Consider the following 14,474-nt stretch of genomic DNA (forward strand, 5'->3'; position numbering starts at 1 on the left):
TCGATTCGCCACTTCAAAGCGGTGAGCGGGCCGATAACTCCTTTAGCGCCCTTCCGTACTCTTCTTATGCACGCACCTTTCGAGTGCTAGCAGTGGATGCTTCCTGTGTGTTTCCTTCGCCCTGCCATCGTCGCTATCTTGTTGCTCGCTGAAGCAGGATGCCGCACTACAGGCAAGCAGGAACGCCATGAGGCATCGGACATGCCCAATCTCCAAGCCACCGCAGTTGAGCCAAAGCCGGAGGACTACGTTCAGCAGGCAACCTACTTGGCAAATCCAGCAGCTCCTCCCGAGGCCGGAACTCAGAACCAGGAAGTCGTGGAGAGCACAGAAGAGTTATTGCCAGCAGAAGAGGACGAAACTGACGCAGAGTTATTGCGGCTTCCGCCCTCTGATCCGACTGCTAGCAGTGTGGAGATCGCTGAAGAATCGCCTGGCGCAATGGACCTCGAACTCAGTGCCGTGGTCGCCTCGGTTCGTAGTCACTTCCCGCTCATCCAGCAAGCGGCCGCTGGGAGGGCGATTGCGTCGGGCGAAATTCTCTCCGCCAACGGCGCGTTTGATCGGAAGCTGGAAGGATTCACAGAGTCCCAGCCTCTGGACTACTATGAAAACTATCGCCACGAAATTGGCTTGAAGCGAGATACTCGCTGGGGTGGTCACACTTTTGCCAAATATCGCAACGGTCGGGGCGTGTTCGAGCCCTGGTACCAGGAACGCGCAACCAACAAAGGGGGCGAATTCAAAGCAGGCTTTATGGCGCCGGTGATTCGCGACCGCTGGATCGACGCCAATCGTGCTGAACTTTGGCGTGCCCAATTGGAACGCCGTCGTCTCGAACCGGTAGTCTTGCAGCAGGTGATCACATCAGTGCGCGATGGTAGTGTAGCCTATTGGAACTGGGTTGCTGCGGGAGCTAACTATCGCGTGATGCAGGGTTTGCTGGACTTGGCTATACAACGCAATGAAGGGCTCAAAGTACAAGTAGAATTACAAGAAAAAGCTCCTATTGATCTTGTTGATAATCAGCGGATTATTGTTTCTCGTGAAGCAAAGCTGGTTGGTGCGCGACGCAAGCTTGAGCAGGCGGCAATTAAGCTTTCACTGTTCCTCCGCACTGATGCAGGTGCTCCCTTCCTGATCGACGCGCAGCGTCTACCCGCAGAGTTTCCGGTGCCTAGCGAGACTGCTGACGACCATTCCCTGGGTAGTAATCAAACTTCTGAGTTGCTGACGGACGATGTCGAGCTGGCTCTTGCCCAGCGCCCCGAACTTTCAGAGCTTCAAATCATCCGTCAACAAATCAACATCGCTATGCGGCAAGCGTGCAACGAAATGCGGCCCGATATTGATGCGGGTGTGCTTGTCGGGCAGGATGTGGGCGCTCCAACAAGCAGCAAGCGAGATAAATCAGAATTAGAGCTCGAAGCACTCATCACACTGAGCGTGCCGTTGGAACGACGCAAAGCCCGCGGCAAGATTCGCAGCCTGCAAGGCAAATTGGCGAGTATTTCCGCCAAGACGCGATTCACTTCTGACAAGATTGTAGCCGACGTACGCATTGCTCGAGTCGCCCTGACCGCCGCTGGAGAGCGTGTCACCAAAGCAACAGAAAGCTACTCGCTCGCAGATCAAATGCTTGAGGCAGAGCGAGAACTCTTCTCCGTGGGCCAAAGCACATTATTCGAGCTCAACGCCCGCGAAAAACAAACTGCCGAAGCAGCCGTCCAGCGCATCTCCGCCTTTTTTGAGTACCACGTCGCGAAGGCCGACTACGCTGCGGCAATGGGTTTTGGCGCGCCGCTAGCAGAGCCGGTGACTCCTGAATCCGTTAAAGAGCCACTTTCCTAAAACGCTCCCGCTAAACGCCAGTTCACTGGCAGCCAGCAATCTGAAGCTCACCGGTTGGGGCTATCGTTTTGAAGCCGGCGAGGCGTTCAAGTTCTGCGAGCAAACGAGCACTTACTCGTCAGTGTTCGAAGACGACGGGGATTTGCTGGCCTACCCTTTTTAACCACGAAGGACACAAAGGGCACCAAGAAAATATCGATTTGACACCGTCTTTTCAAAACCCCCACGACCGAACTTTGTGCTTAGTGGTTGAAAGGTTTCTACACTGGATGATACCGCTCGTACACCGTTTTCAACCCCACCGGCTCAATCTGCAATTCAGTGACCGCTTGATCAGAGAGCCAGCCCAACAGCGGTGCGAGGTCTCCGTCGGTGAGGATGGTAACGCGGCCGCTATCGTTCGTTTCTATCTTCATTTGTTTGGCAAGTTTCTCGCTGGGCAGATTCAACTGACCCCGGAGGAGGGCTTGAATGCGGTGCTGCCTTTTTACGTCCGCGATGCGCACCGTGTCCACAAGCCGGCCTTCGCGTAGCAGTATGGCACGATCGCAAACTTCCTCGACTTCCGACAAGACGTGCGACGAGAACAGCACCGTTCTACCGGCATCGCGCGTCTCGCGAACTAGGTCCAGTACGTCGCGCCTTGCGTTGGGATCAAGGTTGGCGGTCGGCTCGTCGAGAATTACCAGTTTCACATCTGCGGCCAAAGTGGCGGCCAGGGCCAACTTCTGCCGCATGCCTGTGGACATCTTATGGACTCTGCGCGAGAGGTCGAGCTTCAACCGGTCGGCCAAGGCAAGAGAGCGTTCTAGCGAGGCTCCTGCTCGCAAACGCGTGAAGAATTCCAAAGTCTGACGGCCTGAAAGCTCGCGGGATAAGCGGGCTTCGCCAGGCAGGTAGGTCAAATCGTTGTGGACGGCCACGGAGTCGTGATAGCAATCGAGATCGCCAATCTTGGCGCTACCCGAGGTCGGCTTGAGGAACCCGAGTAGCAATCGTAACAGCGTTGTTTTTCCCGCACCGTTGGGGCCGAGTAGCCCGAGTATTTCACCTGGCTCGGCACTGAAGGAGCAATCACTCAGTGCGGATATCTTGCCGTACCGTTTCGTCAGCGATTGGGTTTCTAGTAGCATGATTTCTAGTCATTTCGACAGAAGTCAAATCGAAGTGCCTCGCCCGGTATCTTACTCAGAACTGACCGGCTGTACCGAGTCATCAAGCTTGACCTTCGCCGCTGTCATAGCTTTGGGAGCCGCTTCAAGGCTCGCCAGCGGTTCGCCGAGTTGGTCCCTTAGCAAATCAACCAGATGCTGCTCGCGGGCGTGGGTGTCAATCACATTTCCATCACGATCAATCAGAATGGCGAACGGTATGCCCGTGACGCCGAATTCGACGGCACGCGGATCGCTCCAGCCGCGCTTGCTCTTCTCGAAGCTGTAAAGCGTGGCCCAGGGGAGTCGTTTCTCGGCGATGAACTTACGTGCTTGCTCTGGCTTATTGTCGAGATTGATGCCGACGACCTCGAAGCCTTTATCATGATACGCCCGATAGAGCCGCGAAACATTGGGCAACTCTGCACGGCACGGGCCGCACCACGACGCCCAGAAGTCGATCAGTACGACCTTGCCTCGGTACTTCCCCCAATCGAACTTCTCTCCCTCTTCCTCTTTGCCTAGCCGCCTGCCAGTGAGCTTGAGCGATTTCCCGGGCAGATTGATGCGTCGTTGAATACCTTCCAGCACCTTGGCCTGCTCGCGGATCTCAGGCGATTCGGCATCCTTGAACTTAGGTAGCGTTGCTTCGATTAGCTCGGTAGCAAGCTTGGTATCACCGGAAACCGCAACGAAGTCCGCCACATTGATGGCAACCATCACATGTTGCGGAGCCAGATTGGCTGTTATCAGATGGTTAGTGATTTTGGCGACGACGCTCTTGCGCCCTTCTTCTCGCAGCGTAGGCCATCGGTCGTACGCGTCTTCAATGAAAAACTTCATGCCGATGCCAGCCACTTCGCTCGACTTGTGTTTGCACGCGGCTTCAATCGCTTTACTTAGCTCGGCTTCGATCTTCGGTTCTTCCAACTGTCGGAGAACGCTCAAACCTTGCAGGAGAAAGAAATGCGTTTGTACGGCTTGCTCTCCTGTTGGCTTTTCTTCAAGTGCCTCTGTAGCAGTTGCTACGACACTTCGTGCAACCTTTCGCTGGTGAGCCAGTTGCTGCCGTTGATCGCCCTCGGGCGGTTGCCGCGTCACAAGTTCGTCTATGAAATTGAGCTTCGCTGCAAGATCCCCTTGGGGCGACTTGAAAAGCTCGACGGCCTGTTTGGAGATTTCCGGTTCTGCCTGCGATTGTGCGGTAGTCTCAGCTGCCTGAGTGGAGCTAGCGAGCAGGAGCAGGGTAGAAAGTGTACGCAGTGGCTTTACAGCGGAGAACGACATGAATCTAACTCGGTGGGTCGAAGCAGGTAGGACCGATTACGGAGAGAGGCTAGTTGCCAGAGGCAGGCTGCCTAGAAGAACCATTATCGCGACCTGCTAGCCCACTGCAAGCCGCCCGCTAGGCGGGGGCTAGCAAAGGACTTGACGGGATTTACAGGGTTGCCTGGAGGCAGTTTGCGGCGACGCGATCCACAATCCGGTGTCTCCTCTAAATCCTGTCTGAATCTCTTGTGAGGATTCGCTAATCCTTGTCCTCAGGCTTGGCTTTCTCAATCGGATCGCCCAGCAACTCTTGCAGCTTCGCTCTCAAGTTTCGGCCGCGGGCGTTCATGTGGACGACCTTGCCGTCGCGGTCAACGAGGATCGCCGTTGGGATGCCGCTGATACCGTAGTGGCGAGCCATGGGATTGTTCCAGCCACGGTCAGCTTCTTTCTTCGAGAAGATCGTCGCCCAGGGGATGTCCATGTCGTCGATGTAGCTTTGAGCGTCCTCGGCCGTTTCATCGAGCGAGATGCCGAGCACCTCGAAGCCCTTCTCATGATACGCGTCGTACATCTTTAGTAGGTTGGGCACCTCGTCGCGGCACGGACCGCACCAGGTTGCCCAGTAATCGACTAGCACGACTTTACCACGGTAAGATTTCCAGTCTACCTTCTCATCGGAGAGCAGCGTGCCGAAGACTTCCATTTGGTTGCCAGGCAATTCCATCCGGCGGAGCGTGCCCTCAAGTCTGCCGACACTATTGCGAAGTTGGGGGTTATCGCTGCGTTTCATCAAGTCAATCGAGCCGCGGAGTACAGCCCCGGCGTATTTGGGGTCGATATCTTGCAGGGCTTCGCTGGTCATTTGCAGCAGTTGGGCGTGCACAGGGCGAAAGCCATCCTCTTGCATCTGCTTGAGCGTCTTCTTTACGAAATCCTGCTTGCTTTTTTCGTTGAGGTCTTCCCAACTCTCCAATTGGCCGACAAGTTGGAACTGCCAACCAAGGCTCGCGATGCCGTCCACCTTGCTTGCTTTGGCTCGCGCGACTTCCTTGGGCAAACGTTTAGCTGCCTGCTGATCACCCATCTCGGCAAGACGTTCCAAAGAGATGAGCAGTACCCGATTGCCGAGAGTGAGTTCCTGCTCGTCGGGTTTCTTTTTCAACAGCGCGTCTGCGGAATCACGCATGGTTTCGGTGAGTTTCTTGATAAACGCGTTTCGATCTTGACCTTCCTCAGGCTTCAGCTTGCTTAACCCCTGCATAAATTCGATGATCGCATCAGCACTGCCGTCAGGAACTGTGAACGGGTCAATGGTCGGTTCGTCAGTCGTTGCCGCATCCTCAACTTTGGTCGCAGCCTCCTGAGCGATCGATTGCTGCGTACAAGCAACGCATAAGACTATGTTCGCAATTGCTAAACAGAAACACTGGAAGAGTCGGGCACAGTCACTACGCATTACAAAGCATCCTAGAAATTGTATTATTTTTGAAATTTTACTTTTTGGGATTCGATTAGCCCGCGAGCTACGCGTTGTACGGAGCCTCTGAAACGGACTCAGCTCGATTAGCTGAATCTCGACCGGCCCCTCAGCATAGCGATCCGCTTCACACTACAGCGAATTATTGCATTCGCTTGGGCCAAGAGCTGTAAGATTTACTACGTAACGCAGGCAATGCCTGTTCGATGGGAACTGAGTCTTACGCTCAATCGACCTGATGGAACTCGGCGATGATTCGCCACGCTTCCTCGGGGGAATCGGCGAAATGGAGCAAATCGAGGTGCTCGTCAGCAATAACACCTTCGTCGGCAAACTGCTGGAAGTTGATCAAATTGTTCCAATACTCCGTCCCATACATGATGATCGGAATTTCCTGCATGCGTCCCGTTTGACGTAGCGTGAGCGTGTTGAATAGCTCGTCGAGCGTGCCAAAACCGCCCGGAAATACCGCCAGCGCTGCAGCACGCAGGATGAAGTGGAACTTCCGCATCGCGAAGTAGGAAAACTGAAAGCACAGTTCGGGCGTGATATAGTGGTTCGGCTCCTGCTCGTGAGGCAATTCAATATTCAGACCGCAGCTCTTCGCGCCGATTTCGAACGCTCCGCGGTTGGCTGCTTCCATGATGCCGGGGCCGCCGCCCGTGGTGATTACAAAGTCACACTTACCATCTTTTTGGCAAGAGGAAGAGACGATTTTGGCAAACTCCTTCGCTTCGTCATAGAAGTGACTGTTCTTCAGCACCGCTTCAGCACGTTCGATTTCACGCGCAATCCGAGGGTCATCGGGGCGTTTCTCTTGATGGCGCTTTGCGCCGGCAAGGCGAGCCTCGGCCTCCTCCTTGGGAACAATTTGTGTGCCGCCGAACACGACGACTGTGGTCGCCACATTGTTCTCTCGCAGCAACGTCTCAGCCTTTTGTAATTCCAACTGCATGCGGATGGGGCGTTGCTCGCTGCGACCCAGGAAGTCGATATCCACCTCTGGCAGCCGGTAGCTGTGCGACTCCAAAATCGCACGGCGATTCTTGGCGACAGCCTCATCGAGGTCGAAACGACTTGGTGGTAGTTCAGGCTCGGCAGCTCCGCCACCTGTTTCGGCGACGGGTCGTGGCTTGCTTGCTCGTTGGTCAGACATAATCTAATTGGCGTTCTGTTTGAGTTCTCTTATCGAACCACAGAGGCGATGGAGTTAGGGGAGGGGATTGGACGCGGATCGGGCGGATACAAACCTATTTCTCAGAAGAATCAATAATATCTGAGTTGCAATCTCTTCAACTGGTTCGGTTGACCGCTACCTGGATACTGATCTGCGATCATCCGCCGAATCCGCGTTTATCTACGTTCCATTATCGCCTGTGTCCCCTGTGGTTGTTTAAGAAGTGGTGGTTATACGAGTTCATGCGACTCACCCAACTCGGGGCAGGTGACTTCCCAGCCACGAGTTTCGCGTAGTTCTTCGGCCATTGCGTCGGAACTGTCGGGTTCGCCGTGAGTGAGAAATGTGTGCTTGGGCGCGGGCAAATCTCTCAGCCAGCGGAACAGTCCGCTACGATCGGCGTGGCCGCTGAGACCGGGCACCTTTTCGATGGCTGCTTGCACGGGTACGTCGATGCCGTGGATTCGCAGTGTCTCAGCACCTTCCTCCAGCCGGCGGCCGCGCGTGCCGATGGCTTGGTACCCGCCCATGACGATGGTGGTTTTGGGGTCGGATAAGCGTTGCTTCAAGTGGTGGATAATTCGCCCGCCCGTCATCATTCCGCTGGAAGCAATGATAATGGCCCCGCCGGTCAGGTTGTTCAGCGCCTTGGATTCATCCGCACTGCGACATAGGTGCACAGCCGGGCCCCCGAGTACGGGACGATCGCCGCACAACTCGCCTTCCGACAGATCATGATCGATTGCATGCTCGCGATAAATATCCGTCGCGTTGCAAGACATCGGACTGTCGAGATAGATCGGCAAGTCGGGGATGCGATCTTCACATTTCAAGAGCTGCAATAGATAGATCAACTGCTGGGCACGACCCACGGCAAACGAAGCCATCAGCATCACGCCGCCTCGCTTGAGCGAACGCTGTACAACGTCTTCGAGCGCCTTGACCAAGTCCGAGTCGGGATGATCCCGATTGCCGTAGGTGCTTTCGCAAATTAAGTAGTCGCACTCGGTTGGCGGAGCAGGGTCGTGATAGAGTGGTCCGTCGTAGCGACCAACATCGCCAGAGAAGAGTATGCGAATGGGTTTCTTGCCGGTACGGACTTCACATTCGATCATATTCGAGCCCAACAAGTGCCCTGCGTCGTGGAAACGCATCCAGATGGGACCCGCGACATTGATCCACTTTTCCCGTGATACTTCTTTGAGCAGTTTGAGAGTCCGCTTCACATCCTGACCGTCGTACAACGGCAGGGCCGGCTTGTGTTTAGAGAAGCCCTTCTTGTTGGCGTAGGCGGCATCGTACTCTTGGATTTTCGCCGAGTCGAGCATGATGATCTCCCCCAGCTTGGCCGTGGCTGGTGTGCAGTACACTTTGCCGTTGAAGCCCTGTTTAACCACTCGGGGAAGATAGCCACAGTGATCGAGATGCGCATGCGTGAGCGCGATGGCGTCGAGCGACTTCGAATCAAATGGCGTGTCGGCCCAATTCAACTCACGAAGATGCTTCTGCCCCTGGAACATTCCGCAATCCACCAACACGCTAGCACCGTCGGCTTCCAGTAAGTACTTCGAGCCGGTAACGGTTCGTGCCGCACCGTGGAAAGTAATTTTTGCCATACGTATCTCGGTGTGAGTCGCGGAGTTGGTTGCAGGTAAGGCTATTGAGTGAGAGCGATAGCATAGCCGGTTTTGCGCTGAGATTGAACACGAGTCTCGAGAGGGATCGGCATGGGGTAGCTTGTTACCCTTGAGAATTCGTGGAATATCGCCTTCCCAGAGTAGGTGCCTGGACTAGGCCTCGAAACTCCTTCTAGCAGGCCCTTCTCACCGGCTTCGTACCGACTCCGAACTATTAGGCCCAGCATCTATGCTGGGGCCAGCTTGCAAAAAAAAAGCCCCGACCTTTATCGGCCGGGGCTTTTCGGAGATGTTGAACTCTTCACACTCAGGCCAGAGCCTGAGTTTCAGGGTGTTGCTCAATACATGTCGTCCATGCCAGGAGTGGCAGCTGACTTGCCGCCCTTCTTCGGGGCTTCGGCGATCAGCGCGTCGCTGGTCAGTAGCAAGGTCGCGACACTCGCTGCGTTTTGCAGCGCGGTGCGCGTGACCTTCATCGGATCGATGACGCCGGCTTTGACCAGATCTTCGTACTGGTCGGTCGCGGCGTTGTAGCCGGTGTTGCCTTTGCTCTCGACAACCTTCTCGCACACAATGCCACCATCTTGGCCGGCGTTACCAGCAATGGCGGTCAGCGGGGCACGGCAGGAGCGGACCACGATGTTGTAGCCGACCTCTTGGTCGTGCGACACGTCGCCAGCCTTTACCTTGCTACTGGCACGCAGGAGAGCGACACCACCACCTGGGAGGATGCCCTCTTCGACGGCAGCACGGGTGGCGTGCAGCGCGTCTTCAACGCGAGCCTTCTTTTCCTTCATTTCGCTTTCGGTCGCGGCACCAACGTTTACCTTGGCAACACCGCCGGCAAGCTTCGCGAGACGCTCTTCGAGCTTCTCCTTGTCGTAGTCGCTGGTGGCGTTGTCGATCTCGCGACGGATCTGGTCGATGCGGCCCTTGATGTCCGCACTCTTGCCAGCACCTTCGATGATTGTGGTGTTGTCCTTGTCAACCATGACCTTCTTGGCACGACCCAGCTCAGCCAGACCAATGCTTTCCAGCTTGATGCCGAGGTCTTCGAAGATCGCTTGACCACCGGTGAGCATCGCGATGTCTTCGAGCATTGCCTTGCGACGATCGCCAAAGCCAGGGGCCTTTACGGCACACACGTTGAACGTACCGCGGAGGCGGTTGATTACGAGTGTGGCAAGTGCTTCGCCTTCGATGTCTTCAGCAACGATCAACAACGGCTTACCGGCGTTGACCACAGCTTCCAGACAAGGCACAAGGTCTTTCACGCTGGTGATCTTCTTCTCGTGGATCAGCACGTAGCAATCTTCGAGCACAGCTTCCATCGAAGTTTGATCGGTCACAAAGTAAGGCGACAGGTAGCCGCGGTCGAACTGCATACCTTCGACCCATTCGACTTCCGTGGCGAGCGATTTGCCTTCGTCCACAGTGATGACGCCATCCTTACCCACTTTTTCCATTGCCTGAGCAAGCATGTCACCGATTTCGCGATCGCCGTTCGAAGCGACCGTACCGACCTGAGCCATCTCTTCGGTGCTCTTGATCTTGATGGACATCTTCTTGAGTTCTTCGGTGATGTCCGCGACAGCTTGCTCGATACCCTGCTTCATCTGTACAGGGTTCACGCCAGCCACGACAGCACGCAGGCCTTCGTTGAAGATCGCCTCGGCCATGACGGTGGCCGTGGTGGTGCCGTCGCCGGCCACATCGGAAGTCTTGCTGGCGACTTCCTTCACCATCTGGGCACCCATGTTTTCGTAGGTGTCTTCCAGCTCGATCTCTTTAGCGACCGAAACGCCGTCCTTAGTAACCGTTGGCGAGCCGAAGCTCTTTTGCAGGATCACGTTGCGACCCTTGGGGCCGAGCGTAATCTTGACGGCACGGGCGAGTTTCTGAACGCCGCGACGCATAGCGTCGCGAGCTTCTTGATCAAAGGCAATCATCTTAGCCATGGGGGTGGCTCCTTGAATTGTTGGTTAATGTTTCGGTATTTGGAAGCTTTTGGGTCTTAGAGAGCAATCGTGGGCAGTAGGCAGTGGGCGGTCGGCAGTAAGTCGCATTGCGAAGTTTACTGCCTACTGCCCCCCTGCCGACTTATCTACTCAATCACTGCCAGGATATCGCTCTCGCTCATCAGCAGGTACTCGTCGTCGCCGACGGTGATCGTCTCAGGGGCGTAGCTGGTAAACAGGATGCGATCGCCCTTTTTCACCTGCAGCGAGCCACGGCTGCCGTCGTCGAGGAGCTTACCGGTGCCGATCGCTATGATCGTGCCACGGGAAGGCTTGTCCTTGGCGGAGTCTGGCAGCACGATGCCGCCGGCAGTGGTGTCGAGTGATTCGTCACGTTCGACAACAACTTTGTCGCCAAGCGGCTGGAGAGCGACTTTGCTCTTCTTCTTCGTTGATGGCTTCTTCTTGGTGGCTGCGGCCATGGGGGGAGTCTCCGTGTGTAGGTTTCTGGTAGATGGGGGCTATTAGCTTAGCTGTTGGCTCCGATAGCCGTGGTGCTAGGCACCGCCGGAGCGTCAGAGTTGTTTTGTAGCAGTCTTTTAGAGTCGTATTGGTAAGCAATCAGCGCGCCAAAGCTACGCATTCGCTGCAACTAGAGACTCAGTAAGCGATTACGTGAATTACCGAGAAAAGCGAGGGCTGCCAAAACGGTCGGCAACCGGTTCTCAGGCGGAAAACCCGCCCATGTGAGGTGCCATTATGGCAGAAAGTCTAGAGCTGAGTGTCTAGAGCTGAGTGTCTAGAGTCTAGAGGCGCCTAGCTGGATCTCTAGACTCTGGTCTCTAGGCACTCGACTCTCCTACCACTTCAGGCCGAACTGCTCGCCGCCGCTAGGGCCGCCGATGCCGCCTTTGAGGTTGGGGTCGTGCTTCCGCTCTTTGCGAGGTCTCTGCTCCGCGGCATCCATGGCCGCATCGACTTGCTTTTCTCTGTCGCTTTTGGGCCTTTCTGGCTTGTCCATGAGTGCCTTGAGCGAGAGGCCGATCTTCTGGGCCTCCGCGTCGACTGACAGCACCTGCACTTCCACTTCCTGACCTTCACTAAGTACGTCGCTTGTGCGATGAACTCGGCCGTGGCCCAATTCTGAGATGTGAATAAGCCCCTCAACGCCCGGCTGCAATTTCACGAATGCACCGAACTGCATGAGCTTGGTGACGGTACCTTTGACTTTGGTGCCGACGGGGTACTTGGTCGTGACATCGTTCCAGGGGTTCTCGCCCGCTTCACGATAGCTGAGGCCAATTTTGCCGGTCTCTTGGTTGAACTTCTCGACCTTCACTTTGACTTTCTGGCCAACTTGTAGCACCTCGCTGGGGTGACCAATGCGCTCCCAGCTGAGCTGGCTCACGTGGATCAGTCCGTCGGCACCGCCCAGGTCGACAAACGCGCCAAAGTCTTGCAGGCTGCGGACCACGCCTTCGCGCATCTGCCCGGGGGCAAGCTCAGCCAGTAGTTTCTCTTTGTTCGCTTGGCGTTCGCGTTCCATCAGCGCGCGGTGACTAAGCACGAGGTTCTTACGCTTGCGACTCACTTCGCTAATGACGCAGGTCATCTTCTTGCCGACGTAGTCTTCCGCATTTTCGACGCGGTAGATCGATATCTGGCCCATAGGAATAAAGCCGCGGATGCCGCTGACTTTGCATTCCAGGCCACCTTTGTTTGCCTTGTCGACCATGACGTCGACGACTTGACCTTCGCTGACAGAGTCCCAATCGCCCACGTCAACCGCCGCCGTGGTGATCGACATCTCGTAGATGCCCTGCTCCGCATCGAACTTGCTGACAATGGCTTCCAGCTGGGTACCCGGCTCAGGGACGGTGGATTCACCCTTGTCGTTAGCTTCGAACTGCTTGACTTGAATGACCCCCTGATGGCGCGTGCCGGGGACTTCCAAGAAGAGATCTTCGCCGGCGACCTTGAGGACCTTGCCTGTGACTTTGGTTCCAGCGGCGAGTTCTTCGCTGGCGTCTTTGGTCGAGTCGCCAATCACATCATCGACCGAATCGCCGCCCATGGCCGCTTCGAGTTCGGCTTCCATTTCTGGCGTAAGCTTGTCGCGCACGTTGGGCGGCGGATAGTTCTTGCGAGTTTGTTCCGCTTGCGGCGTGCCCTCAGAAACTTTCATCACCGGATTAGGTTTCGCATCGGAGGCTGATTGCCCATCGCGCTGCGAACCGATTTTCAGTTCTTTCTTCGGTGGCTCAGTCTTAGGTTCACCGACTGGGGGCGAGCCAGAAGCGTCAGCGACCGGAGCAGCTGACGGACCACCCTGGGCTGGAGCAGCCTCAGTAGAAGCAGCTTCAGTCGGAGCAACGCTAGCAGAAGCTTGCGCATCGGGCATCGACGCAGGCTGGGCAGGCTCACTCTTAGGGGGAGAATTCTCGGCAACGGGAGAGGCAACTGGTGCTGCCTCAGCTGGAGAGATAGATTCTTTAGGATGAGCGGTGACTTCCGGCGAGGGGGTAGCCTCGGTGGAGGTCGATTCAGATTCGACAGACATCGGTTACTAGAGACTCTGAGATCGGAGTAGGGGACTCGTGGTTGTGTGGAGAATGCCAGTGGCAATCCACAAGCGTAAAAGTCTACCAGTGTTAGGGGTTGTGATGCAACAAGCGGCAGCTCGGTGCCTCTGACCGGAGTCGTAAGGCGATAGAATTACCAACTCCTAAAGCGTTCCAGTTAAGGTTAAACCCGCCACTATCTTCTCTACTCAGCCTGGAATGCCGAGCTGCTTAGCCGTTCTGCCACGCCCGCAATCAGCTTTGCCGCATTCTCGTGATACACCTTCCTAAGCACCTTATCCGGTAAATCGAGCCCGTAGATGCCCCACAAGCCCTGGGGAGGGTACTGCCCCTCAGCATAGGAAAAGTACTCGTGGTCGGTTTCCAGCAGGCGCCAGTGGGGCCGTAGGCGTCCTGGCGAGCGAGGCCCATCGGTGCCGAAGAGGATGCGATCCTGGTATCTCAGGAAAAAATTACGTGCTGTGCGAGGCTGCCTACCCAGTTCCGCAATTCTCGCAGCAATCTCCACATGCATGTTCGGGTAGGTGTCTAACCACTCCCCCACCTTCGCCAGGTTCTCTGGATAGTTGGCCACGTGGGCAGCGATGAACTGCGTATTCGGGTGCTTAGCGAATACGCGATTGCGAGCGGCCAGCAGTTCATCGTGGCTCGGGCCGGTGTAGTTGTTGGGCGGGCCGCCCGAGAAGCTCCATCTCGGGTGCCGGTTGAGTTCCTCCCAGCGTTCGTTGGTGGCATCAACCGGCTGAAAGAAAGCCACCGGGTCAGCCGTATGAATGAGCACCGGCAAGCTGAGTTCGCCGCACGCTTCCCAAATCGGGTCCCAGCGTGGGTCGTCCACCTTTATGTAAGAGCCATCGGGATTGCGGAAATACAGTCCCAGCATTTTATGGATCTTCAAGCCGGCTGCGCCCCGCTGTTTGGCGTCGGCCAATGCTAACGCCATGCGTCGGCCAAAGTCGGGACGATGGCAATCCCAGGTCGCCGGTTCCTTTCGTTTGCCATCGCCAATCCAGTCGATGTTGGCGAAGATCGTGAAGCGATTTGAGTGCTTACCAAGAAACTTCTTGTGTTCGTCGAACCGCTCCCCAAGTCCGCCATCGAGGGAATTGCAGACGGCAATGTTTTGGTCGTCCATCAATCGTACGAACTCATCGACTACTTCGGGCGACTGCCGCATCTTGAGACGGCAATGAACGTGAACGTCCACCACGGGAAACTTCGCCCGCCGAACCGTCTCCTGCGGCAGCACGAGCTGTGACTTGGGGCGGAACTGGTCGAGTGCGAGGTCGCGACCGCTGGTTCCGTCGAGTTTGGCACCATCGAGAGGTTGCTGGGCATGTGCGAGTGACACAAAGCAAAATAGGAATGC

10 protein-coding genes are annotated in these 14,474 nt (G+C 56.0%); 1 reads left to right on the forward strand and 9 read right to left on the reverse strand.

Annotated elements, in window-relative coordinates:
* Positions 1–105: 105 nt before the first annotated feature.
* The gene (locus tag HG15A2_RS03200; protein WP_218932299.1) at positions 106–1,851 is read left to right on the forward strand and encodes a TolC family protein; all 1,746 of its coding nucleotides are present in this window, start codon (positions 106–108) and stop codon (positions 1,849–1,851) included.
* 260 nt (positions 1,852–2,111) lie between these two features.
* On the opposite strand, the gene HG15A2_RS03205 is transcribed toward HG15A2_RS03200, so the two are convergent.
* The 9 genes from HG15A2_RS03205 to HG15A2_RS03245 all read right to left on the reverse strand — a co-directional run bounded on the left by HG15A2_RS03205 (position 2,112) and on the right by HG15A2_RS03245 (position 14,456).
* On the reverse strand, positions 2,112–2,984 hold the full coding sequence (locus tag HG15A2_RS03205; RefSeq protein WP_145057773.1) for an ABC transporter ATP-binding protein: 873 nt from the start codon (positions 2,982–2,984) through the stop codon (positions 2,112–2,114).
* A gap of 51 nt (positions 2,985–3,035) precedes the next feature.
* Positions 3,036–4,289 (reverse strand): TlpA family protein disulfide reductase, encoded by a 1,254-nt coding sequence (locus HG15A2_RS03210; protein ID WP_145057775.1) that lies wholly within the window; start codon positions 4,287–4,289, stop codon positions 3,036–3,038.
* A gap of 241 nt (positions 4,290–4,530) precedes the next feature.
* Positions 4,531–5,730, reverse strand: a complete 1,200-nt coding sequence (locus HG15A2_RS03215; protein WP_145057777.1) for a TlpA family protein disulfide reductase — start codon at positions 5,728–5,730, stop codon at positions 4,531–4,533.
* A 247-nt stretch (positions 5,731–5,977) separates the two neighbouring features.
* Entirely contained in the window at positions 5,978–6,907 is a 930-nt protein-coding gene (locus HG15A2_RS03220; protein WP_145057779.1) for an LOG family protein, read from the reverse strand.
* A 251-nt stretch (positions 6,908–7,158) separates the two neighbouring features.
* Positions 7,159–8,544 carry an MBL fold metallo-hydrolase RNA specificity domain-containing protein gene (locus tag HG15A2_RS03225; protein ID WP_145057781.1) on the reverse strand — a complete coding sequence of 462 codons (1,386 nt, stop codon included), beginning with the start codon at positions 8,542–8,544 and terminating at the stop codon, positions 7,159–7,161.
* Positions 8,545–8,903: 359 nt separating this feature from the next.
* Positions 8,904–10,523 (reverse strand): chaperonin GroEL, encoded by a 1,620-nt coding sequence (gene groL / locus HG15A2_RS03230; RefSeq protein ID WP_145057783.1) that lies wholly within the window; start codon positions 10,521–10,523, stop codon positions 8,904–8,906.
* Positions 10,524–10,669: 146 nt separating this feature from the next.
* Positions 10,670–11,005 (reverse strand): co-chaperone GroES, encoded by a 336-nt coding sequence (locus HG15A2_RS03235; protein ID WP_145057785.1) that lies wholly within the window; start codon positions 11,003–11,005, stop codon positions 10,670–10,672.
* Positions 11,006–11,382: 377 nt separating this feature from the next.
* Positions 11,383–13,083: a S1 RNA-binding domain-containing protein gene (locus HG15A2_RS03240; RefSeq protein WP_145057787.1), complete on the reverse strand. Its 1,701-nt coding sequence runs from the start codon at positions 13,081–13,083 to the stop codon at positions 11,383–11,385.
* Positions 13,084–13,289: 206 nt separating this feature from the next.
* Positions 13,290–14,456, reverse strand: a complete 1,167-nt coding sequence (locus HG15A2_RS03245) for an amidohydrolase family protein (protein WP_246117868.1) — start codon at positions 14,454–14,456, stop codon at positions 13,290–13,292.
* Positions 14,457–14,474 lie beyond the last annotated feature (18 nt).

The organism is Adhaeretor mobilis, assembly GCF_007741515.1.
GTDB classification, from domain to species: Bacteria; Planctomycetota; Planctomycetia; order Pirellulales; family Lacipirellulaceae; genus Adhaeretor; species Adhaeretor mobilis.